The organism is Pseudoalteromonas prydzensis (genome assembly GCF_001661495.1).
Taxonomy (GTDB): Bacteria; Pseudomonadota; Gammaproteobacteria; order Enterobacterales; family Alteromonadaceae; genus Pseudoalteromonas; species Pseudoalteromonas prydzensis.
In genome coordinates, this window is sequence record NZ_BDDT01000002.1 from 410,184 (window position 1) to 435,329 (window position 25,146).

At 40.1% G+C, this 25,146-nt stretch carries 19 protein-coding genes; 10 read left to right on the plus strand and 9 right to left on the minus strand.

Annotation, left to right across the window (positions count from 1 at the left end; translation table 11 throughout):
* Positions 1-195: 195 nt before the first annotated feature.
* Both A7968_RS06225 and A7968_RS06230 read right to left on the minus strand, forming a co-directional pair.
* Positions 196-1,344, minus strand: coding sequence for a KTSC domain-containing protein (locus A7968_RS06225; protein ID WP_064665707.1), 1,149 nt, complete (start codon positions 1,342-1,344; stop codon positions 196-198).
* Positions 1,341-2,198, minus strand: a complete 858-nt coding sequence (locus A7968_RS06230) for a carbohydrate-binding protein (protein WP_064665708.1) — start codon at positions 2,196-2,198, stop codon at positions 1,341-1,343. The genes A7968_RS06225 and A7968_RS06230 overlap by 4 nt, the downstream gene beginning before the upstream one ends.
* A 575-nt stretch (positions 2,199-2,773) precedes the next feature.
* Here A7968_RS06230 and A7968_RS06235 point away from each other — a divergent pair.
* Positions 2,774-3,634: a lipase family protein gene (locus A7968_RS06235; RefSeq protein ID WP_371850144.1), complete on the plus strand. Its 861-nt coding sequence runs from the start codon at positions 2,774-2,776 to the stop codon at positions 3,632-3,634.
* Positions 3,635-3,644: 10 nt separating this feature from the next.
* Positions 3,645-4,730, plus strand: a complete 1,086-nt coding sequence (locus A7968_RS06240; protein WP_064665710.1) for a DUF4785 domain-containing protein — start codon at positions 3,645-3,647, stop codon at positions 4,728-4,730.
* A gap of 55 nt (positions 4,731-4,785) precedes the next feature.
* Here A7968_RS06240 and A7968_RS06245 read toward each other — a convergent pair whose 3' ends face one another.
* Positions 4,786-5,166 carry a hypothetical protein gene (locus A7968_RS06245; protein WP_064665711.1) on the minus strand — a complete coding sequence of 127 codons (381 nt, stop codon included), beginning with the start codon at positions 5,164-5,166 and terminating at the stop codon, positions 4,786-4,788.
* Between the two features lie 289 nt (positions 5,167-5,455).
* Between A7968_RS06245 and A7968_RS06250 the strand changes: the two genes are divergently transcribed.
* The 4 genes from A7968_RS06250 to A7968_RS06265 all read left to right on the plus strand — a co-directional run bounded on the left by A7968_RS06250 (position 5,456) and on the right by A7968_RS06265 (position 9,097).
* Positions 5,456-6,487: a metal-dependent hydrolase gene (locus A7968_RS06250; protein WP_064665712.1), complete on the plus strand. Its 1,032-nt coding sequence runs from the start codon at positions 5,456-5,458 to the stop codon at positions 6,485-6,487.
* Positions 6,488-6,648: 161 nt separating this feature from the next.
* Complete coding sequence (locus A7968_RS06255; RefSeq protein WP_064665925.1) at positions 6,649-7,236, plus strand: acyl carrier protein phosphodiesterase; 588 nt, start codon at positions 6,649-6,651, stop codon at positions 7,234-7,236.
* A gap of 255 nt (positions 7,237-7,491) precedes the next feature.
* Positions 7,492-7,797: a hypothetical protein gene (locus tag A7968_RS06260; protein WP_064665713.1), complete on the plus strand. Its 306-nt coding sequence runs from the start codon at positions 7,492-7,494 to the stop codon at positions 7,795-7,797.
* The gene (locus A7968_RS06265) at positions 7,787-9,097 is read left to right on the plus strand and encodes a type II toxin-antitoxin system HipA family toxin (RefSeq protein ID WP_064665714.1); all 1,311 of its coding nucleotides are present in this window, start codon (positions 7,787-7,789) and stop codon (positions 9,095-9,097) included. Before A7968_RS06260 ends, A7968_RS06265 begins: the two co-directional genes overlap by 11 nt.
* Positions 9,098-9,115: 18 nt before the next feature.
* Here A7968_RS06265 and A7968_RS06270 read toward each other — a convergent pair whose 3' ends face one another.
* Positions 9,116-9,424 carry a hypothetical protein gene (locus A7968_RS06270; RefSeq protein ID WP_064665715.1) on the minus strand — a complete coding sequence of 103 codons (309 nt, stop codon included), beginning with the start codon at positions 9,422-9,424 and terminating at the stop codon, positions 9,116-9,118.
* Positions 9,425-9,644: 220 nt separating this feature from the next.
* Here A7968_RS06270 and A7968_RS06275 point away from each other — a divergent pair, with 220 nt between their 5' ends.
* The gene (locus A7968_RS06275; protein ID WP_084448058.1) at positions 9,645-10,868 is read left to right on the plus strand and encodes a Vgb family protein; all 1,224 of its coding nucleotides are present in this window, start codon (positions 9,645-9,647) and stop codon (positions 10,866-10,868) included.
* Positions 10,869-11,124: 256 nt separating this feature from the next.
* Here the strand turns inward: A7968_RS06275 and A7968_RS06280 are convergent, their stop codons facing one another.
* Both A7968_RS06280 and A7968_RS06290 read right to left on the minus strand, forming a co-directional pair.
* Entirely contained in the window at positions 11,125-13,248 is a 2,124-nt protein-coding gene (locus A7968_RS06280) for a TonB-dependent receptor (RefSeq protein ID WP_064665716.1), read from the minus strand.
* A gap of 722 nt (positions 13,249-13,970) precedes the next feature.
* Entirely contained in the window at positions 13,971-16,070 is a 2,100-nt protein-coding gene (locus A7968_RS06290; RefSeq protein ID WP_307568492.1) for a winged helix-turn-helix domain-containing protein, read from the minus strand.
* Between the two features lie 122 nt (positions 16,071-16,192).
* On the opposite strand from A7968_RS06290, the gene A7968_RS06295 reads away from it, so the two are divergent.
* A complete protein-coding gene (locus A7968_RS06295) occupies positions 16,193-17,632 on the plus strand; it encodes a serine hydrolase domain-containing protein (protein ID WP_064665719.1) in 1,440 nt (479 codons plus the stop codon).
* 153 nt (positions 17,633-17,785) lie between these two features.
* Here the strand turns inward: A7968_RS06295 and A7968_RS06300 are convergent, their stop codons facing one another.
* A complete protein-coding gene (locus A7968_RS06300) occupies positions 17,786-20,389 on the minus strand; it encodes a cellulose-binding domain-containing protein (protein ID WP_064665720.1) in 2,604 nt (867 codons plus the stop codon).
* Positions 20,390-20,927: 538 nt separating this feature from the next.
* Between A7968_RS06300 and A7968_RS06305 the strand changes: the two genes are divergently transcribed.
* Positions 20,928-21,929, plus strand: a complete 1,002-nt coding sequence (locus A7968_RS06305) for a family 43 glycosylhydrolase (protein ID WP_064665721.1) — start codon at positions 20,928-20,930, stop codon at positions 21,927-21,929.
* 77 nt (positions 21,930-22,006) lie between these two features.
* Here A7968_RS06305 and A7968_RS06310 read toward each other — a convergent pair whose 3' ends face one another.
* The gene (locus tag A7968_RS06310) at positions 22,007-23,155 is read right to left on the minus strand and encodes a PA0049 C-terminal domain-containing protein (protein ID WP_064665722.1); all 1,149 of its coding nucleotides are present in this window, start codon (positions 23,153-23,155) and stop codon (positions 22,007-22,009) included.
* 149 nt (positions 23,156-23,304) lie between these two features.
* Here A7968_RS06310 and A7968_RS06315 point away from each other — a divergent pair, with 149 nt between their 5' ends.
* Complete coding sequence (locus A7968_RS06315; RefSeq protein ID WP_064665723.1) at positions 23,305-23,553, plus strand: hypothetical protein; 249 nt, start codon at positions 23,305-23,307, stop codon at positions 23,551-23,553.
* Between the two features lie 175 nt (positions 23,554-23,728).
* On the opposite strand, the gene A7968_RS06320 is transcribed toward A7968_RS06315, so the two are convergent.
* Positions 23,729-25,090 (minus strand): MFS transporter, encoded by a 1,362-nt coding sequence (locus A7968_RS06320; protein ID WP_064665724.1) that lies wholly within the window; start codon positions 25,088-25,090, stop codon positions 23,729-23,731.
* Positions 25,091-25,146 lie beyond the last annotated feature (56 nt).

The following is a 25,146-nucleotide window of genomic DNA, read 5'->3' on the forward strand; positions in this document are numbered from 1 at the left end:
AGTTGCATTTTTTATTTGAAAAAAGCCCAACTTAACTTATTGAGTTATAATATGTGGCAGTTGCAAACTATATTCAACAACCACATTTGATGATCAAAGTTATTATAGTTTGGGAATCCAATCGCTATTCCAAAAACTATAATTGTTGATAAAGGTGAGCCGTAGTGGCTCACCTTTTTATTTTTAGTCCAATATTTAGTTATTTTCAACTTTTGCAAAAGGTTCAATGGTTGTCATTTTTAGGTAAGTCATACTTTCAATGTCTAACCTATCAACAGGATATTGACCACGAATATTATCATTAAAAAACTTCCCCATTGATGTTGAGTAATACAGCTCATCCCATAATAAGATTGGTATATTGTAATAACGATAAACACCACCAGATTCAAATTTGAGGTCAAGAATTTTACTTATTTTTGAATAGCCGATGTGTGAAAAAGCATCAGATTTTACTGGATGTTGTTCAAATAACGGAAAGGGAGTTTGGTTTTGTATAGAAAACTCAATTTTTTCACTAATTTTATTCGCAACAGGATTACTTCTAAGGTATGAATCTATTAAACCATGATGTGAGTCGTCAAAGTATGATTTAGCAGAAAAATTAGGTGGTAGACTTCCAAATAATATTCTTACTATATCAATGACACTGTCATCATCTAAAGTGAGATATGAAACTAGAGCTTTATACTCATCTTTGGGTAATGAACTTGTTGGGGGAGCGATTGCAGAAAGGCTGATCATTGGATAATCTGCAGTAGAATAACCGTCACTGTAAATGTAGTTATCAATTATTTCTTCGAATAAAACATTAGTATAAAAATTACCTTGGGAGTGACCCAGTAAAATAATTCTATTGCATGAATTCATATGAAAATTTAGTTTTTGGTAAGCATTGTTATAATCAGTTTCGTTTATGATACTGTAATTTGCATCAATTACAGACTCTAAGATAACTTCTTGTAAAATCATTAAATCTTTTTTATTTAAGACAGAAACAGTACCATTGAGTATGGCGGTAATGATTCTATATTTCGGTGAAAATATAGATAGGTCGCTATATTTTTGTTGAGCAACTTCATAAATTTGCTCATATATAACCTCATTATTATTATAGTTACCATCTGCTTTAGCTCCTCGGTAGTACTTACCTAACCAAACAGCATGAAAATTATCGATCCAAGCAAGATTTGATTCAAATTCATCATAACTTGTGAGCATTCCATTTACATGGAAAAAGCGTACATAATCAACTTGCTTACTACAGTGTCTATCAAGAGTTTGTAAGTTAGCAAATGCAGAGTATGAAAAAATTAAGGCCATAATTAAAATGTATATTTTCATTTTTTAGCCCCTATTAATGCTTCACAATGTTGATCAGCCAACCAGTGGAAACCAGGTTCAAAACGTAAAATATCTGCTATTTTATTTTGACTTTTCCGGTTCGTATAAGCTCGATCAATTGTATTGAAATACAGTGATTTAGGATTACGAAAAGCAGGATGTTCATTTTGTAATTGCCGTGTGCAGTAATTGATATTCATAATATCTAAAATAACCAGTTTACCGATCTCTGCATCTAAATTTGGTATACGACCTTGTTCAATGTCAATAACGAGTTGCAATGTTGAAGCGGCGCCTAAACTAAAGGTGATGAGCTGCGGAGAATCAAACTTTTCATACACATAGCGCTCATAATCATCACGAATACCGTTATCATTTTGATCAACCCCGTCTAACGTTTTATAGTCGTCAGGGTGTTCCGGTGGTAGCTCTGGGGTTAGGTAAAATAAATCTTTAATTTTTTGCCAACTACTGTGGGGTTTTGGTTCGTTATTCTCATTCCAATAGCGGGCAAGGAAGTAGTCAGTACCGTGTTTTACAAGGCTGCCACCTTGATACACTTTGTTTGCTTGCCATTTTTCTATCACGGTATTTTGCAGCCAGATCCAGCCATCCCAATGCGGCTGGTTTTCTATTGGTTCAATGCCTTTAACCCAAAAAGCGGCAATAAATAAGCTGTTGTTGTGAGTCACAACATCACCGGCGACATAGACTGAGCTGGCATTCCATTGTGGGTGGTTTGGTTGAATATCAGTTAAATCTGTATTTTTTGATTTTGAGTTAAGCTGAAAAATATTTGTCGCGTAAGCGTGCGAACAAAAAAGTAAGCAAGCAATAATGATGAGTTTAGTCATTGCAAATTCCTTTTAATTGAAGTCCAGTACTTTTAAAATTAAGTTCACTTTTTAGGTAAATGCAAGTGGGAAGTGTTAGGTTTTTAAAAATAATTACTGAATTTGTAGGTGGTACTTAATCAGCGAATGGATTTAATAATTGGGTTAAAGTTATTATCGTAGGCGCTAAGCTTGCTGGCGCGAGTGATTCTGTTGGGTAGGGTTCAACGAAACCCAACGGAGTTTGGTTGAGATTACAGGCTAACCCTAGAAGCGAATATCAACACCGAAGACTCAGAGACGCTTTGCTATACAGAAAAGAAAACCTTCATCAAGGCTTTGTTGCGTTGGCGGCAGCAGTCAAAGAGTGGCTGCCACAAAACTCCTTCTCAAGACTTTCTGTAAAAGGCGGCTTTAGCCGCGACTCTTTCATTTAATTTGATCACAAAACTAATAATTTGTAGTGAAAAAGCACACAAAAGTTAATTTTATGTATGTGTTTTCTTGCGTTCGTTCCTTTTTGGTCTATTTTCTGATCGGAGGTCACACCTCTAATCTGATAGATATAAACACAAAGAACAGGAACACGCATGAAAATAAAAACACGCTCATTGATGTCGGCTTTAGCGCTGGCGGCGGGCTTGAGTCAAGGCGCTTTTGCTGCGCAAGGAGTCGCATTTGTACATGGCACTGGCCAGCAAAGTGATGCATATAATGATTATTGGACGGGCAGCTTTGTTGATACGGTGCGCCAAGGTCTACCTAACACCAATAACTACACGGTTATTAATTGTGATTTTGAGCAATACATGTGGGCTGACGGCGCTGTTGGTTGCTTAGCTGATCAACTCACTACATTTATCAACAATAAAAATATTACTGAGTTAACACTGATCACGCATTCTAACGGCGGCAATGTTGTGCGTTGGATTTTGTCTAACCCAACATGGGATGGCCGTTTTCCTAATATTATTAATAAAGTGACGCGCACAATTGCACTGGCTCCTTCTAGTGGTGGTACGCCGCTTGCTGATGCGGTGGTTGCTGGGAATTCCTTTGAGCAAAGCTTGGGCTGGTTACTTGGCTATGGTAGTGATGCGGTGAAACAGCAGCAGGTGTCTTGGATGGCATCGTATAATGCGCAGTGGCTCAACGGCACACCGAATCGGCCAAGTTTACCCTCTCTTTTTGAAACCGTTGTAGGTAGTGACGTTGAATCAGCCGTTTGGGACAACGATAGCTACTGCGGCGGATATCAAAATCAAGTGGCACTTGAAGTCACGCAAAATTGGTTAGACAGCTGTTCAGATGGCTTTTTAAATTGCAGCTCTCAATCGTTAGCAGGTGTGGTGTGGTTTACAGATAAATCACGAACTGAAGGTAGTGAACCTTTAAGCCACCAGCAAAGTCGCCGTAACTGCTTTGGTCTGCCAGACATGCTTAAAAATCGAATTTAGGAGCCAAACAATGATTAAAAAATTAACCCAAATAGCTGCTGCGATGATGCTTGTAAGCACAGCGGCGAATGCGAATGAGCAAACGGTGTATCAATTTCCCGAGGTGCAGTCTGCGTCAGTTTCGCAGCTGCAAACGCTTGAAAAAGACAGTGTAGAATATTGGCAGCATGTTTCAGGAAAAGAGTTAAAACGCGGTGTGCCAGTATTTGTTAATCAAGCTGATAACTTTATTCGTATCGCGCCGAAAGCGCGCTTTGACAGCGGTGAAGTGTTTAAGCCTCATGGTTTACAATTAGATAAGTTATCGGTGCGCGATACGAATTTTAAACAGCTGCCAATGCAGGCCATAGCGGCGCGTGAGCAAATGCAAAATGCGGGATTTAGTGATGGTAGTGTTGGGCTTAAGTTAGGCCAAATTAACGGTAGGGCGATGTTAAAAACAAGCCAGGCTCTTAATGACAATGACACCTATTTAGTGCACGTCATTGAAAAAGGCTCGCGTAATGCCTTGCATGCTAAAAGCCAGTTTAAATTAAAACAGCACCAACAACGCTTGGCCATGCAGCTCAGCATGGGGCAAAAGCGCTTTAAAGATAACGATGTTCAACTAACGTTATTGGCACCTGATGGCGAGCAACTCGATGTAGGCTATGAAAACGGTGAGGCGGTATTTACTTACCCGCTCGAAACCATAGGTGCAGCGAAAGGGTATTATGAACTTGAGGCAAATGTTAAAACGAAAATAAATGGGCAGATTGTAAAGCGCTCTATAAAAATGCCTTTTGTGCATAGTTCGCAAACCATCACTATGGATAATGCCAAAATTGCGTATTTAGGAAACAACCAATACCAAGCACAGGTACCGGTACAAGTGACTGACTATGGCCGCTACGCTATTCGCGCAACACTGACTGGAAAGGGCACTAAAGGACAGCGGGTAAAATTGGCTACGGTAGAAGTTGCCAAGCAGATAGATAATCAAGACCAATTTATGATGCCATTTTCTGTAACAAAAGCAGCCAAAGCGCCATTTGAGCTGATGGATATAGAGCTCACAGACCAAACGCGAATGTTAAAGTTTGCCCAAGGGCAATAATATTCTGTGGCGATAATTTATGGGGTCAGTGTTGCACTTTGTCTGACCCTAAAAACTAATTTTCTTGCGCCTCAGTCCCGAGTAGGGCATCAATATAAGCGAGCTCTTCGCTAAAAACACCACTAAAAAATGCATGTTGTTCAATCATTAAAGCGTCATTAGGTTGGGCTTGGTAATCTTGTTGGCACCTGACAAGTTCGCTTGATATCCATTGGCATACGTCGGTTGCTGTGCTGATTGCTGTTTTTAAAAAAGATGACCATTTTATTTTTTGTAAATTAAAGCGGTAAAGCGTGACGGCGATATGGCTATATGCTTGTTGCTCAGATGAGGGCGTGTTATCACTATTTATTGTGTAACTATTTAGCAGCTTACTGCTGATAAGCGCTTGTTGCAGTGCGACTTGTTGTGATTTACTTAGAAAAGTCGTTGTCATAACGTGATTGTGGCCTCTATCCGCTGGATTAAACGTGGCATTTAAATTGAAAGCTAGGCTAGGCAAGGCGTTGGATGACTCATGCAATAGCGAAGAAATGCAGCAACAGTGATAGCAAATCAGGCCTGACTCTTTACTGAATTAGTAAAATACAATTGTAATTGGGTAGGTAAACTTAGCTTGATGTTGAGTTGCTAATTTGTTCTAAACTAAACACTCATAGCGATCGACTGTTACAATGAGGCCGTACTATCTAGCTAGTACTTACATAGTTTCAAAGGGGTTTTCATTGGATTCACTCACACAGGTTGTGCTTGGTAGTGCCGTTGCTTATTCAATATTAGGCAATAAGCTTGGCCGAAAATCGCTATTGGTTGGCGCGGCGTTTGGTACGTTACCTGACTTAGATGTGCTGATTAATTTTGGTGGCAATGTTGAGAACTTTGTTCAGCACCGTAGCTTTAGCCATTCTATTCTTGTGCAACTATTAATTAGCCCTTTGTTTGCATGGCTTTTACTTAAAATGAATTGGGCTAAAGGGGGGTCGTTAACGCGCTGGTGTATTGCTATATTTTTGATTTTGAGTACCCACGCCTTACTTGATAGTTTTACTGTTTATGGCACACAGTTACTGTGGCCGCTTTCGACATACCCGTTCGGTATTTCGAGTATATTTATAATTGACCCCGCTTATACTCTGCCACTTATAGTCTCGTGTATTGGGCTTTGTTTTGTGCGTGCTAAGAGTCAAGCCCAACGCATAAATACCTGCGCGTTAATTATCAGTTCGCTTTATTTAACGTGGGGCTTGGCGGCAAAATGGCATATCAGCGAGAAGATTCATCAGGCGCTAAATAACCAGAACATTACATTTAAACACTTTGAAAGTATGCCGACCCCTTTTAACACCATGCTTTGGCGAGCGGTAGCCGTGACCGATCAAGGGCATTATGAGATTTATGCCTCTGTGTTTGATGACGTTACAAACGTTGATATGCAATTTTACCCCAGCGAAAACGCGCTGCTAGAGAAGCTTGGTGGTGCAAAGCAGATAACTTTACTGCAAAACTTCACTAAGGGGCTTTATGGCGTGTATCAACAAGACGAAAAAGTGATTATGAGTGATTTACGAATGGGTCAAGAGGGCTATTACGTATTCTCGTTTGTGGTCGCAGAGTTTAAAAATAAACAGCTGATAGCAGGGCAGTATCAACAACTTAGCAATCGATTTCCGCGCGATAAACTCGGGCTTATTTTTGCCCGCATCACTGATCCAAATATCGATTTATCAAATACTGTGGCAGCATCCCCATCTCGCTAAAATAGGTTTCGAGGTTATGCCTTATATTTGCTTAAACGTTACATAGGCATCAGGAAAAAATTAAACTCAAGATTAGTGTCGGTATTCGAGGATTATTTTCTAAGTATTTCGCCTAAAGTTGCGTTATGATTTTATTTGCATTAACCGCAGCAAGGAATACTTTGAATTATTTAGCTCATCTTTATTTAGCAAAACCCACTGCCGACTCACATTTTGGGAATTTACTGGGAGATTTTGGTGGCCAACGGCAGTTAACACAGATCCCCGCAACCGTTAAAAATGCGCTAGATAATCATTACTTAGTCGACAAGTTTACGGATTCACACTTACTCGTAAAAGAGGCTAAACAGTATTTTTCATCACAGCGGAAGCGTTTTGCTGGGGTGGCGGTTGATGTGCTATTTGATCACTTCTTAATTAAGCATTGGCACACCTTTAATCATCAACCACTCACTGATTTTAAGCAAACCAGTTATGGGCTTTTGGGTAAACGTATACCTGTTATGCCAGCGCGAATGCAGCGTGTAGTTACCAGCATGACAGAAAACGATTGGTTTAAAGAGTACGAAACTGTTGAAGGGGTAGGATTGGCGCTTGATAATATTGCTGCGCGGATTCGTTTTACTAACACCTTTACTGGCGCTGCGGAAGATATTACCCGTCATTACACTGAATTAGATGCTATTTTTTTAGCATTCTTCCCTGAGTTAATTAAGCATGTGAATCAACAAGGTCTTGAAGGCATTTAACTGGCTGTGCTTTGTACAGGTTTAAAGTCTTGATTTATTATTCTTAGTTTATTTTAATGAACTTTGCTGGGGTTAAGTTTTAATTTGCGTACTTTAACATTGGTAAAGTATGTTTAGTTTTGTTTAATGTGCTTTCCTGTTTTTAAGTTTACTTTGTTGTACTTTTTTGTTGATAATTGCTTTTTTGTTCACTATAGTAAACTTAATTTTGTTTAAGTTCTTTTTTATGAACTATTAATTTAAGGTTAGAAGATAGTGAGTAATTTATACGCTCTAAAGCAACAGCTTTTAATGCTTTTGCAAGAAGTTGAACGATTAGAGTCTTCATATGCCAACTTAGATGAAGCTTTTCCTTTGTCTGAAATTAAAGCGCGCGTTAATCAATATTGTAAAGATAATAGCATCACGGTAGATATCTTTTGCGAACTTGCCGCAATCAGCAAAGCGACTCTCTATAAAGCATATAGCAGTCCTGGTTCAGCTAAGCGCTCAACTATTGAGTCTATCCTTAGTGTGTTAGGGGATTACCAATTACTGGTAGGACGATGTAATGGAAATTAACCGCAGAGCAACGGTATTTATAAATAATATCAGAGCGGGTGATCTGATTGAATATAGGGATGAAAGTCTGTCCGGTAAAGAAGAGTACACTTTTATTTATGACGAAAATTATTTAACAAAAGGTGCGCCAATTGGGCATCACTTTCCACTAAGAAGTGAGCCGTTTTACTTTGATATTCTTCCTCCATTTTTTACTAATTTGTTATCTGAGGGATGGCTGCGTCAACATCAAGCAGATAAATCTAGGCTAGATAAAAATGATGAATTTGGTTTGCTGTGCGCTAATGGCAAGGAGTTAATTGGTGCTGTTGCTATTGTTGCAGGTAAAGTATCAAACTTAACGGATCGTCAGTCGATAGACGTTCCCATTCCTGATTCTAAAACGCTTAATCAGCGGGAAGTAACTATTGTTGGCTCACCCGCTAATTTTAATGACTATGCAGTTGATCATGCTAATGGGCAGTCGATATCAGGTGTACAGCGTAAGTTACTTATGAAATTAGAAGGTAATAAGCTTATACCTACAGTATCAGGTGGACAATACATTGTTAAGCCAGCACCTGAAGCTGCGCCTTTTTTACCAGAAAACGAATTTTTTATTATGCAATTGGCTAAAAAAATAGGCTTTGATGTAGCTGACTGCGGACTCATTCCATTTGAGTCTGGGGAGCTTGCTTATATAACTAAACGCTTTGATGTAATCGACAAGCAGCAGCGCTACTTAATTGAAGATGGGGCATCGTTGTGCCAAGTTCATCCAAAGCACAAAGATAGCGATGCGTTGAGTTACGAGAACGTGCTAATTAAGTTGACTCGTTGCGCAGGTAATAGCAAAGCCGTTACGCTAAAACTGTTTTTACACGTTGTATTTAGCCATATAGTCGGTAACAACGATTTGCATTTAAAGAACTTTTCAATGCAAAGAAAGCCAAATAAAAACAATAACATTATGGACTTAGTTACGCCCATGTATGATATGTTGAGTTTGGCACCTTATCCAGTATTCGATAGAGCGTGTTTTATGTCTTTTGGCGTACTTGCTATTGAAGAAGGGGAAGAAGGCGATTTTAGCGACGCGTATAATATCTTTGGCTTTTATACTAAAGAGGATTTCGTTCAACTTGGTGTTAATATTGGTCTGCCTAAATCTATGGTAGAAAAACAGTTACAAGTGCTGAAAGTTAAAGTGCTTAAGGTCATTGATGGTGGCTTTCGCACACAGCTCCCTGATCACATATACGATGTTATTATCAAACGCATTCGTGAGCGTTGTCGTACATTAGAGCTTACTCTCCCATAACTGTTTATTTGTTACATTTTAATCATCGGGCCCTTTGAGGGTAAATACCAAATGTTTGCGCATGTCTTTTAAAATCACGCCTTTTTTAAGCATTGCACCACTTAAACGTTTTTGCCATTTTAGTAGCTCAGGTTCTGCTGCCGCTAACGCTTGTTCATCCTCAAACTGAAAGCACATGAGCAGTGAGCCCGGAAATAAGTGGTATTCCACATCAAACCAACATTGCAGCATGCCGGGTATTTCTGCGCGGCCTTGTTCTTCTATTTTATCAGCAACATTAAGGACTAATGCCTGTTGTTTTATTTGCACGGCAGAGAGTTTTTTCATCGTAGTGATCCAAGTTAGAGGCTAAAAAGGTAGCTTTAAAGGGGGATTATAACTGAGCTTTTAAACTGGCAACAGTATGATCAGGCTTGCATAGTAAATGATGTTCAGGTGTGGCAATAAGTTGTTATTAGTGACAGCTATTATCGCTTTTTATGCAAAAATCGCGTTGATGATAGCTGTTTATACCCTATGCTTTAAATAATAAAAGCATGGGGGCGGTATGGATAAAGAGCACAATAGATATATAGTCGCAATGATCTTGCTGGGTGCAGCTACTGCACCTTTATCAGTGATGAGTAAAGAGCCTAGCCAATTAGTGGAGCAGCTTTGTTCTAGCTGCCATAGCCTTAACAATATAGAGCGCAGTGCTGGTTACAGTAAAGCGCACTGGCAGACGTTAATGAGCTATATGATTGATACCAGCGCTAATAGTCAATTAACTGAGGAGTTAAGCGCGTATTTGGCAAATAATTATCCGGTAAACGCTAAGCGTGAGTCAAAGGTTGTATCTGGTGATATAAAGCTGCAGTTTAAATACTGGCAAGTGCCCACACTTGGGCAACGTGCGCGGGATCCCGTACAGGGTGAAAACGGTATTATCTGGTGGGTTGGCCAATGGGGGAATATCCTCGGTAGGTTAAACCCAAAAACGGGTGATATGAAAGAGTACACATTGCCCAGTGGTACGTATGCACACAGTGTCTCACTTGATAAAAACCAGACCCCTTGGTTTTTAGGCAATAAAAATGGCACCGTTGGCTACTTAGATTTAGCAACGGAGCAGTTTAAAGTTTATAAAATGCCAGATAACAAAGCCCGCGACCCACATACCGGTGTGTTTGATGATGCTGGGACGTTTTGGTTTACCCTACAACACAGTAATATGATTGGTAAACTCAATCCTAAAAGTGGTGATATTAAATTAGTTACTTTGCCAACCGCGGACTCGCGGCCTTACGGTATCAAGCTTGATTCAAACGGTACTCCTTGGGTGTCGTGCAATGGCAGTAATTGTTTGATTAAGGTCGATAAAAGCTCTATGAAACTGACCGAAATTAAACTACCTGGCGCGAATACTCATACCCGCCGACTTGCCATAACGGCGGATGATATGGTTTTTTATGTTAATTCAGGCCTGGGTAAACTAGGTCGCTATAACCCAAAAACGGCTAAAATAACTCAGTGGGATAATCCCAGTGGCGAAGATAGTCACCCGTATGCTATTGAGTATGCAGATAATGCAATTTGGTTTAACGAGTCAGCCAAGCGCCCTGAAACCTTAGTCAGGTTCGACCTTGCAACTGAAACCATGCAAAGTTGGCAAATACCCAGTAAAGAGGGCGTTTATTCAGGCTTAATAAGGCATATGCGAATGGGGAATAATGGGCTTATTATTCATCAAACAGCAACCAATCAGTTAGCTGAGATTACCTGGAGCAAATAATTTACGATATAGCTGCCAACCTACATGTAGACTCCTTTTGCTGTTAAGCTTTTGGGGTTTACACTGTTAAATAATTAACAGCACTCACTTGCTAGCTAGTCACTTACCCTCAAAATTAGTTTAATTTCACGAAGTTTAGTTATGTGTTGCTCAAAGCTTTTTAGCTAAACAACTACATTACTTATTAAACAACCTCCCGCATGTAAATGCGGGGGGATTTTTGTTGTTAATTTAACCTTGTGACTAAGCGTCTTTTTTAAAAACGCGCCCTTACGCCAAGGCTAACTGAGCGGCCTGGAAGGGGGGCTTCGTCTTTTAAATATGATGAATGCACACGTGCTTCTTGGTCTGTTAGGTTATCGGCTTTTAAATATACTGTCATATCAACCTTCCCTAAATCAATATAGTAGTTGGCAGCAGCTGATACCATGGTATAGCCATCGGTTGATGTTTCGTTAGCAGCTATCTTATCTTGTTTACTGTTGCGAATGACTTCAACTTCAGTGTGCCAGTTACCATACTCATAATGCAGTGATGAACCAACGCGTAAAGGTGGAATGCGTGGTACGTTTCCACCTTTATCCAACTTCGCACGGGTATAATCCGAAAACACATCTAATCGCCACTGCTCGTTTAAGTGCCAGTCTACTTGTGCCTCAAACCCATAGAGTTTTGCGTCTTGTTGGGCAAAGAGTACAACAGGTAAACCGTCGGTTTCTTCGTCAGAGCCTACGCCGTTGTTTAGTTGTTGTTGATAATCTTGCGCCGTAATAAACTCACCATCACTGAGCACAAGGTTGCTTACATCTTCGTATATGTAATCATTCACTTGGTTTTGGAACAGGCTTAAGCTTGCATTCCAGTTATCAGCATTATAGCGATATGTAGCGTCTAAGTTGTTTGATACTTCTTTATCCATACTCTGGGCAACTTGAGCTACTGAGTAAGTACCATCATTATTATTAACAACATCAAAAGCACCGCCTACCTCATATGTACCTGAGCCTATGTGTGGGCCGTAGGCATAAATTTCAGATGAAGAGGGCGCGCGTTGTGAGTATGCATAATTAAAGGCCAATGAATGCTTATCCGTAAGACTCCAAACTACTCCAGCAGAACCTGATACTACGGTATAATCTTGGTCTTCAAAAGATATACTGTTATCAACTGCTAGCTCATCAAAAAACTGGTTATTTACTTTATGAGTAAGCTGTTCGACTCGTGTGCCAACTTGCCACAGTAAAGCACCCGTTTGCTTTTCTTCCATGACAAATGCCGCTAGGCTGTCTGTTTTTGTTGGTGGGGTAAAGGCTTCTTCGCCAATCGCTTCAAAGTCACTGTTGTTGTAATGCAAACCAACAATGCCGTGCCAGCCATAGACCGCATTGTGCTCTGCCCACAGCCTAGACTCGATACTTTCATTCTTAAACGTAGTGCCTATTTCTGTGCCTTCTATTTCTGAGTGCTGATAATCAGTATATGCATTTTGCCAATGCACTGATTTTATAAAACCGTCAAGGTTATTCCAATCAACGACGCCTTGATAACGGTCTTGTTTTAATTTAATAAATACGCCATCTTCACCTGGTAAACCGTATTCTGAATCCATTGAGCCATAAGCAAAAGCTACGCGTGTATCGTCAGTTATCCAGCCAGCACCTAAATTATAGCCATGTGCATCGATTGCTGAGTTTGAGAGTTTTGTGTTACCGCCATCTTCATTGATATCAGCAGGAACAGGTATTTTATAGTCACCAGTATTACGATTGTAGGCATCAATATGAACAGCAAAGTCACCTGTTCCGGCATTTAAATCAGTGGATGTTGTTTTTGAATCTGCTACGTTATCGTACTGAGCAAATACCTCTCCACTAATACCTTGTTGTCTTTCTACAGGTAGGCGATTATCAACCACATTAACTACGCCGCCAATAGCACCACTGCCATAAAGTAAGGTGGCTGGGCCGCGTAATACTTCAATTTGTGTTGCTGTTGATGTTTCCGTTGATACTTGGTGATCGGGACCAACGCGCGAGGCATCAGATGCACCTAATCCGTTTTGTACAACCTTGATTCGAGGTCCATCTAATCCTCTGATAATTGGACTGCTGGCAACAGGTCCAAAATAAGAGCTGTGTACACCGGGTACATTTTTCAAGGTTTCGCCTAAGGTTGCGGCTTGGTGTTGATCAAGTTGTTCGCCACTCAAAATAGATACAGGTGTACTTGATTGAAGTACGGTACGTTTGATTGGAGATGCAGTAATAACAATTTTTTCTAAATCGCTTTCATCTTTTTGAATTTGTTTCTCTGCTGCCATAGCATGTGAACTGATAGCAGTTAATACCGCTAAAACTAATGGTGAATACTTAATTTTCATTATGTTATCTCTAAAATTTGCACTAAAACGGGCTGCTTGCCTGATGACAAACAGTCTGTGTAAAACGATTTTTAATAGTAAATTTTAAAGCGTACTCGGTGGATCGCGGTTTCCAGTGGTTACAACTGATCCGCCAAATAAAGAGGGCAGAACAGTTAAAACAGCACCGTATAGGTTTGTTTCAGGTTCAAAAACGCTGGTGGTAGGGGATAAAAAATCGTCAAAATCAAACGAATTTATGCAGAGTTGGCATTCAGTGCTATTTTGCACTGCGTGCACGGTTGAGTGCCACGGTGAAAAAACACTAAACATCAGCAAACACACCATTAAATATTTTAAGAGTGTTTTATTATGTCTGAGCGAGTGTAAATTCATGTGTTTCATTAAGTGATGGTATAACGTTGTTTTTTTTACAATGTCGAGGGAAGATATGATGAAATGTAAAAACTGCAATTTAATCTATTTATAAGTAGGCTTGAGGACGACCTTGCTGTGGTTTTTGAGTACCAGCAAAAAATCACGATATAGGTATAGAGCTCAATACTGCAAAAGCTTCGCAGTTATTCAGTACCAAATAGCTGTTTGCGCGGATTTAAAGTTCCAAATGAGTTAATACACAGGTTGTGCACGAGTGAAAATAAAATAGATTCAGTTGTGTATTTATATAATGGAGTAATCGCAACGTTCTATTTTAGTGCTTAAAACAGTGAATTGTTTATAAGCTATTCATCTCGTTGGATCTCAAGTGACACTATATCTGCCTGAGTTGTTTTATTTGAGAGTAAAAAATAGCTCTCTGTAACAGCCTTTAGCTGGTCACAAATTAGCTCGCATATTGAATCCAACTCTTGTTGAGGCTTTTCTCCTTCATTTTTATAGCTGTAAAACCCAAGTTGGTATTTGTTGTTTTCAAAGCTGCGATAGTAAATACCATCTTTGCTTGGAAATGCACGCAGCTTTGCCCCTGGCACTGTAACTAATTTTGTTTTGGTACTAATATTCTCAATTGTATTGTCGGAGGCCGCGATTAACTGTTGCTGTTCATTTTTAAATAATTGGCGAGCATTTAGCTGCTCATGCAATGGTTGCTTTTGTGACGTGGTTAGGTTGTATTTGTAAAGCCAATCTCCCTGAGCTGATTTATCAACATACATAAATGTATCTTTGTTTTCTAGCATTATGAGCGGGATGCCGACCACATCATCTAACCATTTTATATTTACGTCATTATCTAACACGCTTATTACAAAGGAGCGGTTATTAACTGCACTTATAAGGTGTGTGTTATTTAGCCAAACAGGGGCCGCAAGTGCGAGTTCTTCTCTGTGATTGTTAAAAATAATAGATTCATTATTTGAATCAAGCTCTTTTAAAAATAATTGTGGAATACCGTTTTTACTGGAAATATAGGTAACCATTTTTTCATTTGGTGATACAGCAGCGCTAGTATCTACACTATTTGAATCTGAAATTGTTGTTATATTTGATAAGTCACTTCTTTGTACAAGATATACATCTTCGTCAGTGCGCTTTTCTAGAAAGTAAAGTCTGCCTTCAATAGCTTGGATATACTGCAGAAAATGGTAGTTATTATATGATAGTGGCTGCCACTGGCCGCTAACATGAAGTTCAGACAAATCTTTTCCATTACTGAGCAAGAGTGATTGTTGGTCTTGCTGCCAAGTTAAAAAATACCAATTGTGATCAAGCGCTTTTATTGTCTCAAATTGTGCAGTTTTAATGTCAAAAGTTTTAACCACAGAAATTGATTGTTTATTAAAGCCGATAACAGCAAGGGTATCATGCTCGGGAGATAAGCTAATTTTATAAGGTTTGAACGCATCATTTGGGCTGAGTAGTTTAGTTATCTCACCTGAAATAAGACTGTGCTGATAAAGCGTTACATTACGGCTATGTTCAGAAGCGTTAGTATTACCAAGATAAAATAGTTGTTGTTTTTTATCTATAAAAAATGGGCTATTCCAGCTTATGTCACCACGTTTAATAAGTGGTTTTTGCTGGGGGAGCTGTAAGTCGGAATCTAATAATATTTGCCCAAACTCAATACCGTTATCGTGTGCTGCTGAATAGACTAATGAATTGGCGTTGCGCCAAGCTAGGTATGTGTAGTTTTGTGCTTCTTTCGTTATTTGCCATGTTTTTTTACGCTTAAGATCTTGAATATAAATATGCCTATTAGTGCTCTGGTGTGGCTCACTTCTTATAATTGCCATGTGATCATGATTTGGGTTAACACGCATGTAGCGCTCAATAGCTTTACTTGCGGTAATGGGCTTTAGGTTATTTAAAGTCTGTTGTGGCGTTGTAGTACTGTGCAAAGTAGTCCAAGTAACGACTAAGAGGCTCAAGATACAAAGAACGGCGACATAGAGAGCTATTTTATGGCTGTTCACTTTAGGTTTTGTGAAAGTCTTGGCGTTGGCTCGGCCACTTGGTGATGTAATTATTGCTTGTAAACTATAACCACGTTTAGGGTGTGTTTTTATTAACTCTTTATCGTTATCACACAATGCTTTTCGCAGTAATGCAATATTGCGTCTTACCGAGTTAGGGCTGTAAATAGAGCGGGGCCAAACTCGCTTAAATAGCTCTTCGGCTGAGATAATGCTGTTTGCGTGTTCACACAATACAATAAGCATCGTCATTACTTTAGGCTCGAGCAGTTGTGTATGACCATGAGCAGAGACTTCCCCTGATGTTGGGTTTACACGTGCCTCGTTAAGATAGAATACATTAAAGAATAACGGGGTATCAAAGCTTTTATCTAATTTATTGTTATTATTGATTATTTTCGCCTTAATGTTTTCTTAATTGTTTTTTAAGCACTAATTCATCGGTTATCTGTGAATTAGACGTTATCAAAGTCAGCCAGTTAATTCTGTTTTTATGATAAACAAATAATGAAAAAAAGGAACACGTTAAAATGCGACTGATGCAAATAATATTACTTCTGGTATTACCATATTATATTGCTGCAAAGCAGCCTGATGACTCTCAACAAAATACAGACTCGGTAGTTAAACAATTTTTAACTGTTTTTAATAGTAACGATTCAAAGGCAATTATCAATTACGTTGATGATCACTTTGCACCACAAAGCCTTAATCGTTGGCAAGGAACTGGTCGAGAACGTTATATCGGTTACATAACGAATATGGCCAACTTACACAAGGAACTGAAATTAGAAAGTATAAAACACGATCAGCAAGGCCAAATACTTAGGGTGACTAGTTATGTTCATTCTAACGCGACAGGGCTTAGTTATGATTCAGTCATTTCATTTGATCAACATCATAAAATTACCAATTGGTATCTCTCGCTGAATGAAACATTTGAACTAGCTGATGAAAGTGTAACTGAATTAAAAGTAACTCAAGCGATTCAAAAATTAACAGAAAAGCTGGCTAAAAATGGGGTGTTTTCGGGAACGGTGTTATTTGCGAAAGATGATAAGGTGTTATTCACTAAAGCCTACGGTTTGGCATCTAGGCGCTATGACATAAAAAATAATCTTACTACTAAATTTCAAATTGGCTCTATGAATAAAATGTTCACTAGTGTGGGGATTATGCAATTGATTGAAGCTAATAAACTCTCGCTTGATGATAAACTCACTCAATACATGGATAGAGATTATTTTGGAGTAGGCGACTTTGATTCTATCACCATAGAGCAACTATTGACGCATACCTCAGGTTTGGGTGACATTGCGGGTTTTGAAGCTAAGCAATCACAAATTCGCACTTTGCAAGACTCACTGCTCTTATATAAAAATATTCCATTAAATTTTAAGCCTGGTAGTCAGTGGCAATACAGCAGTACCGGTATGCGCATGCTTGGTCATGTTATTGAGTCTGTTTCAAAGCAGGATTACTACGCTTTTATTCAACAGTATATTTATCAAAAAGCGGGTATGCCCAACAGTGGCAGTTTTGATTTAGATGTGCCAGTTAAAAATACAGCGAGGAATTATTGGTATTCGTTTGAAACCAATGCCATCACTGAAAACTTAATGAAGCAAGCCGTGAAAGGGGGCCCTGCTGGTGGTGGGTACTCAACTGTTGGTGATTTGCATCATTTCGCACTTGCCTTAGTTAATAACCAGTTGCTAAACCCAGTACTAACACTACAGGCAACGTCAGCAAAACCAGATCTTCACTCGCCTAATTATGGATATGGCTTTTCGGTCAGAGGCGAAGCGGGTAATAAAATTATTGGTCATAATGGCGCTCACTTAGGCATGAGTGCACAGCTTAACATTTATCGTGATAAGGGCTATATACTTGCCGTGTTGGGCAATAGTCCCGATGCGGCTGAGCCAATAGTAATTGCGGCTAATAGCCTAGTGAAACAGCTTAAGTAAGTATTGCTCTGCTCGATACTATAATTACTATATACATTAGGAGTTTGTATGGTGAAGTGTCGTTATAGCAATTAAAATAGATACAAATATGCCTGCTGATAGGTCATCAACAGGCATTTTATTAATACAGAATTGTATTACTTTGGCGTTATATTACTGTGGATTTAACCCCAGCTTTTGTAGTACTAGTTTAAAGTTAGCGCGGCGCTCTTCAATCGCGTGTACTTCACCACTCACTGGGCAATGATCATCAGGGCAACCACGATTTACAATACCAGATACTGCATCAACAAAGGCGGTGCCTTGTAAGCCACCATCCACATAGTTTTTCAGCTCTGTATAGTAGTCCCAACCTTCATAAGGGCCACCTTCATTACTGTAGGCTTGTACTGAATTAACCCAGAAGAATAAACCGGCAATCCACTTAATTTCTTTATGTTCTTCTGAGCTACAAACCAGTCCTGGGTTTGAACATAAATCTAAGTCTGCGTATAGCGGGCTTTCTGGTGCTGCTGCAACAGTTACGCCGTCAATGGTTGTGCCAATGGTATCAGGGTCAACATGTGAGCGGCCAACAAAGTGATTTAAAGTACCGAAGTTTTGACGGCCTGTGGTTTGAATTACACCACGACCCCACCAGCCACAGCCTTGCACACTTTCATCACTACCATCCCAAATAAAGCTGCCGGCTTTTTGACCTACGTATTGCTTACATTCGTCGCGCTCGTAAACTTGTTTAGAGGTATCGATAGCGGTTGGTACGGTATTACAGTGGCCGGCATTGGTCCAACGACCTACTTTGCCATTAACTAATAAACCTTGCTCTGCAAGTACGGCATCGGGAGCCACAAATATGGGGGCTGGTGCGCCATACCATTTAGCATGTGTGGTGGCTGTTTGCTCCATCTTTTCATCGCGTGGGCATGAGTATGGATGATCGTTTCCTGAAACCGGATTAGTACCGTAATCAGCATATTTTTGCCCTAATTGACCACAGCTGGCGGTCATTGGGTAGTCGACGGCTGCGCCGTATTTTACCTCTGACCAATTGTTTTCATCACAGGCATCAAACCGTATAGTTTCTTGCATACTTTGTGATAAAAATGCCGCAATCGCAACTTTAGCGTACATGGCATTGGTGGCATCGTCTGCTGAGCTGTCAATTAGCCAGAACTTTTCGCCAGCAACACCCACGTTATGCATTGAGTTTAAGCCCGTTAAAAAGTCAGCCCATTTATAAATAGTTGAAGGAACCCAAGTTGAATTGGGCGTTTCGTACAAAAATACTTCACTATCCATCACTGTTTCAGCATTAGTTAAATCATTGTTTAATGATGCGATACTAGTTAGAGATGAAACATTAGCAGGTGTACCAACATAATAAAGAGGCACAGGGCTGCTCTGATAGCTGGCTATTTTATTTGTTAAATCAGTGCTGTCAGTATCAAATAAGATAGCAAATAGATTACTGTGCGCGGCTTTGCGAATATTACTTTCGCCTAAGGTGTTACCCATAAAGTAAGTTGTAGCCTGTGCAGTTGGTACCGATGACAGCATTGCCGGTGCTTGAACAAAATCAGTGACTTGCTTAACGTATTCAAGGGCATTATGCCACTGATCGCTAGTTAAGCTCGCGGAGCTAGCTGATTTAGTGAAGGCGATAAAGTCAGCTTTAGATGCACCTTTATACAGCGATAAGGTATCAAGTAAGTCAGCTGTTGCTTTTGATGCGGCATTCCACACTGAGCGCTTACCTGAATGAGTATCAAAAGCAAAGTCACCAATGCTCAATGACCAACCAAAAGTCGCATTAGGTGCGATTGCAGTCATGATCAAGTTTTGTGCCTGCGCCCAACCCATGGCGTCATCGGTTAAGGCGTCAATGTCGGCAACGTTGATACTGCCGCTTTTATTTGTTGTTGCTAAGGCATCAGTTAAAGCTTGTTTAACACTTATCACCCCTAAAGAGACGCCTTTATCTAAGGTAATATTATCAAGAACATTGCTTTGTAGAATGATAGACGTAGTGCCAGCTTGTGCAGCTTGGCCAATTACAGCAACAAAATCATTGGTAAGTTTAGTGATATCCGCTAAATCAGCACTGCTAATTAGATTAACGCTAAGGTGAGCTGGCGCCGAAGATGCTGGGCTTGCAACCACAAAGTCACTAGGCCAACCAGGCATTTCTAAATTAACCGGATCATTGGCATTGGGTAATGAAAGCAGTGGTGCTGTGCCTTGTTCAGTACCGTCGCAATTTACTTGCCAGTTCCAGGTGTCATCGCTACCTGGGCGTGAAGATGTTTCCCATTTAGCGGTGTAAGCGATATATTCATCATTCACCAGTGTATCGCCTGCTTTAGCGACAGTACCTTGGCTCCAAATACTGTAGTCTTTACATATCTCACCTAGTTTCGGGTCTGTTGGAATGGTGGGATCTGTAGGGTCGGTGGGATCTGTAGGGTCAGTTGGATCCGTAGGATCGCCACATTGATGTTCGAAGGCCCAACTACCATCACTCCCTGGAATTGAATTTGTATACCACTTCGCTTTGTAAGCGCTGTTTTCATGCTGCATTAAATCCCCCGCGTTGGCGTGGCTAGGGTTGCCTTGCCAATCTACTTGTGGGAAGTCTGGGTAAGTGTTTATGCCGTCACAACTCGCTGCAAACGCGTTGCTTGAAATAACAGCGCTAGTAGCAAGTGATACAGCAATAAAGGTTTTACTGGGTTTAAACCCAATCAGGTGGCTCTTCATTTTAACTTTCCTTACTTTAATTTTTTAGGGCAACGTTAGCGAGTTGGATACTCAGTTTTAAGTAACTTTTAGTTATCATTTATTTAACATTAAAATGAAACTAGCACGCGATTGACAACGCTGTCAAATACCTTGAAAAATAAAACTAAACTGGCTTAGGCTAGGATTTAAGCACTGTAAAATCTTATTTCATTGATATTTAATGATTAATTTATCTATACTTGGTACGAAACCGGAGGTGATTAAAAAATTATTTTGTGAACAAATGTTAATTATAATTTGGTGCCTAGCATAGCTGAAAGAGTATACTGGCTGATCGCAAATGATTTAATTTGATGGTTTTTTGTTGTATCTGCTGATAGTAACGCTTAGTGATCTTAGTTTGTAGTTAAACCCAAAGAGTTTGCTTTTTTCTCACTTGTCAGTTGATGTTGTAGTTATAATTGCATTCACAGTTTGTTAAAAATAGTGTTATATTTGTGTTTTGCACTAAAAGTAATAAAATAATACAAATCAAAATTAACAATCAGGTTGAGTGATGACAATACAAACAAATAGTCCGCTAGTAGAGCAGCGTGCCGACCCATTTGTGCATAAGCACAACGATGGCTTTTATTATTTTACAGGTTCAGTGCCTACGTATGATCGTATCGAGCTGAGAAAATCAAAAACATTAGCTGGTTTAAAAGACGCAGAAACGGTTGATATTTGGTTTAAGCACGAAAGCGGTCCTATGAGTCGTCATATTTGGGCACCGGAAATTCATTACTTAGACGGCAAATGGTATATCTATTTTGCTGCTAGTGAAGAAGGTGATATTTGGGCTCTGCGTCCGTATGTACTTGAGTGCAAAGGTCAAGATCCGCTCAATGATGAGTGGGTTGAGTTGGGTATGATGCAAGCGGCTGAAGGTGATGATAAGTCATTCACTGATTTTTCACTAGATGCGACTATCTTTGAAAATAACGGCAAGCGTTATTTTTGTTGGGCTGAAAAAACCGGTGGGCAATTTGCAGCATCCAACTTGTATTTAGCTGAGATGGAATCACCAATCAAGTTAAAAACAGTGCAGTTTATGCTTACAACCCCTGACTATGATTGGGAACGTGTCGATTTTTGGGTGAACGAAGGCCCGGCGGTATTAAAACACAACGGCAAAATCTTTATTGCATTTTCGGCCAGTGCCACAGGCGCATGTTATTGTATGGGTTATATGGAAGCAGATGAAAACGATGATTTACTTGATCGTAATTCATGGACTAAAACACGTATGCCGGTGCTTGAAACTGATGTTGATAAGAAGATTTTTGGCCCAGGGCATAACTGTTTTACTGTTGCAGAAGACGATGTGACGCCGCTATGTATTTATCACGCACGTGATTATGAAGATGCTGTTGGCGAACCTAGTGTTGTGCCAAAAACAGACACTCGTTCGCTTGCCGAAATAATTAAAGATCCCCTTTACGATCCAAACCGTCATGCACGGGTATTTGCAGTGAAATACGATGAAAACGACAGACCTGTATTTGAGCTGTACTAAAGAGTATAAAAAAGCCACCGAGTAGGTGGCTTACTAACGGCTATTAGTTTACTAATAGCCGTTTTTTAATCTCGGTTTTATAGTGCGACTAAACTTTGCTCTAGCATTGCTTTAATTTGCTGCACTATTTTAGCTTCTGTTTCTGGTTCAAACTGCGCAATACGTGGAGTGTGAATATGCCCTGTAGGAATGTCTGAGTTTAGCTGATCGCGCAAGCGGATACTGCGATACGAAATTTCGTTCGACAGATAACCACCGCCGCCACCTTTAACAGCTATAGCTCCTTCAAGCTCTGCCAGTGTTTTTGCTTCAAACGCTTTCTCAAGGGTGATTACTTTGTGGTTATCGTTTATCTTGAATTGCCCTTGGGCTTGCTGCATTTGCTTAACGGGTAAACTGAACTGTACGAACTCACTGCCAGGAAGTGGGCGGTCGTTAAGACTGGGCACCAGCGGTGCTGTTGCCGTGCCACCATAAACGATATTAGCATTATCTGGCGCTGTTACGCTGCGTCGTTTTCCCGGAAACCGTTCAAGGTCAAACTCTTTACTACCCATACTCACAGTAACAACCATATCAACGTTATTAAGTGCATAATAGGGCGCAAGCAGCTGCTCAATGATGCCTTGGTCAAAGTCCTCATAGCGTACAGGCACCATTACGGTATTTATTTCAGCGCTAATGCCATTGTAGGTGATCACTTGACCATCAAGTAATAACGCGGCAACACCTGAAGGATTGCTTTGATCGATATTTATATCTAATAAAAACGGATCAAACCCCGTTAGTAAAATCTTTTTATTAGTGTTTTGCGAGTAAGCTAAATCGGTGCGGCCACGACTGCCATTTTCAAGCAGTGTTAGCAATGTACTTTGCTCTGCTGATGTAATTGGAAAATCAGGTTTTGTGGTGCGGATCGTTTTACTTGAAAGTAACCGTGCCCAGTAAAGCTCGCGATCATCATAGCTTTTACTTGTTATGATACGTTGCTTTGCATCCAGCCATAGTTGGCTTGAATAATCATGAACTAAATCAGTCGCCTGTTTATAGCTTTTTAGGTTTTTCCAGCGTTGCTCAAATTGAGTTATCTCTTTAGAAAATGCGGCTAAAACCTCTGGCATGGCGGTGCTGGCTTTTTCAATACGCTGTTCTTCAACAGTTAAAGAGGCACTTATTGTTGAAAAAGAGGATAAAAGCAAGCTCGTGCTTAAAATTAATTTGATCATGTGTGTCCTATGCAATTACAGCGATGTTTAGAGGTACTATCTAACGTATATAAGTTAAGCGCAAATAAATACGTTAATTACCTGTTTACTTAACCTGTGCCATGCAAACTGATACTCTTAGTGCATTCAGAAGTAACAGAGTAAACAAGATGATCAATGATAACGATGTAATCGAGACCCTTGAAGAGCTAGAAGCATTTTTACTGCTGGTTGATAATGGCGGTTTGGGTTTAAAGAATGTAGCAGGGGTGGCATTAGCAACTAATAATGCTAACGGTCGCCCGTTTGTAGCCATACTTGATGATAACCATAAACTGTTGTTAGGGCGCTGGGTAACCCAAGATGTGTTTGAAAACGGCAAAGAACTGGTTCGTCAAGGACCTAAAAAATTACATTAGAGATAACTTAAATCTGCATTTACCTGAACACATCCCAGAAAACCTTTGCTAAGCAATCGGCCTTATAAAAGTACAGACTCTAAGATTGCAGGTGAGAAGGTGGGCAGCTATTTAAAATAAAAAGCAAAGCAGGTAAATCATCAACATTACCTGCTTAATTGTTTAGCATAAATCGCTACTTTTTCAGTTCATTGGTTAGCTCTTGCTCGGGAAAATCTTTAAAAAGATCCCCTTGCACATTGATGTTCGAAGAGGCATCGTTATCTTCTTCATATTCATCATCAACGTCATCAACCACCAGCATTTGATCATGGGCGGTGGTTTCTTCAATGCGAGGATCCATGGTTGCAGCCAGTGGCGAATTGGTAACATCAGACGTGCCGACCACGTAATCACTCGATTCTGGTTGTTCTACCTTTTGTTTTGAGTTGATGAAAGTAAGCAATAAATACATCACCACGGTTAGTGTCGCCAATGATGCATATAACGCTTGATGGCCAAAATAACTCATGATCTGCGCATTAGCCGTTGAGCCAAGGGCTGCGCCCGCACCAAAGGCAACCAGCAATGCAGAAGATACGCCAACGCGCTCTTCATCTTCAACGCGAGAGTTGGCCAGCGCTGATGATAACGGGTATAACGTAAATGCAAACAAGCCGAATAAAAATGTCAGTATAAAGGCGAGTGTTTGCGAAATAGGCAGTAAAAACAAGGCAAGACTGACTACGCCGATGGCGACTGCATTACTGCGTAATAACACACTGCGGCGCACTCTATCTGATAGCATCCCCATAGGCCATTGTGCTAATAAACCAGCTAAAATAGTGGCAGACATAAAAATGGCGATTTCCGATGAACTAAAGCCAGAGAGCTTTGCAAAAGTAGGCGCAAGGCCGTAGAAGCTACCATTAATAATACCCGCAAAATGCACCGCAGTCATAGATTGTGGCACTTTTTTAAAGTAATCAAACAGGCTTACTTGTATTGGCTTTAATGGTTTGGGGTGAATTCTACGGGTGATTGAAATTGGGATAATACCAATAGCCAGCGCCATACACACTAAAAACAGTGGTGCATACCCTAACGCTGGAAATTCAGCTAAAGCAAACTGGCCTAAAATAGTGCCTAAGTAGGACGTGATCATATAAAACGAAAACACTCTACCACGAGACTCAGGAGCCGCTTGTTCGTTAAGCCAGCTTTCCAGTACCATGTAATTACACATCATGCCAAGGCCCACACAAAGCCGCAGGCCAAGCCAAACATAGATGTTATCGCTTACTCCATGTGCTGCTACACAGGCAATTACAGCGGCAGTGCTCGCAGCAAAGGTTCGAATATGACCGACCGACTTTATGAGATGATAGCCAAGCTTAGCCCCCAGCAATAAGCCGAGGTAATAACATGAGGTCATCAAACCTATCCATAAGGTTGACGTACCGTGCTGCCCTAAATAAAGGGCTAAATAGGTTGTTAGTAAGCTGGTGCCAATAATCAAGAAAAGGTTGGCAAAATATAACGAAAGAAATGATTTCATTTATATACAAATTATAAGCTTGGACCACCTGATACTAGAATAATCAAACGAATATT

Coding starts and splice junctions, on each gene's coding strand:
- A7968_RS06275 (WP_084448058.1), top strand. CDS start 9,645: ATGGATAAAGAGCACAATAGATATATAGTCGCAATGATCTTGCTGGGT.
- A7968_RS06240 (WP_064665710.1), top strand. CDS start 3,645: ATGATTAAAAAATTAACCCAAATAGCTGCTGCGATGATGCTTGTAAGC.
- A7968_RS06265 (WP_064665714.1), top strand. CDS start 7,787: ATGGAAATTAACCGCAGAGCAACGGTATTTATAAATAATATCAGAGCG.
- A7968_RS06245 (WP_064665711.1), bottom strand. CDS start 5,166: ATGACAACGACTTTTCTAAGTAAATCACAACAAGTCGCACTGCAACAA.
- A7968_RS06280 (WP_064665716.1), bottom strand. CDS start 13,248: ATGAAAATTAAGTATTCACCATTAGTTTTAGCGGTATTAACTGCTATC.
- A7968_RS06315 (WP_064665723.1), top strand. CDS start 23,305: ATGATCAATGATAACGATGTAATCGAGACCCTTGAAGAGCTAGAAGCA.
- A7968_RS06300 (WP_064665720.1), bottom strand. CDS start 20,389: ATGAAGAGCCACCTGATTGGGTTTAAACCCAGTAAAACCTTTATTGCT.
- A7968_RS06270 (WP_064665715.1), bottom strand. CDS start 9,424: ATGAAAAAACTCTCTGCCGTGCAAATAAAACAACAGGCATTAGTCCTT.
- A7968_RS06310 (WP_064665722.1), bottom strand. CDS start 23,155: ATGATCAAATTAATTTTAAGCACGAGCTTGCTTTTATCCTCTTTTTCA.
- A7968_RS06225 (WP_064665707.1), bottom strand. CDS start 1,344: ATGAAAATATACATTTTAATTATGGCCTTAATTTTTTCATACTCTGCA.
- A7968_RS06230 (WP_064665708.1), bottom strand. CDS start 2,198: ATGACTAAACTCATCATTATTGCTTGCTTACTTTTTTGTTCGCACGCT.
- A7968_RS06295 (WP_064665719.1), top strand. CDS start 16,193: ATGCGACTGATGCAAATAATATTACTTCTGGTATTACCATATTATATT.
- A7968_RS06305 (WP_064665721.1), top strand. CDS start 20,928: ATGACAATACAAACAAATAGTCCGCTAGTAGAGCAGCGTGCCGACCCA.
- A7968_RS06320 (WP_064665724.1), bottom strand. CDS start 25,090: ATGAAATCATTTCTTTCGTTATATTTTGCCAACCTTTTCTTGATTATT.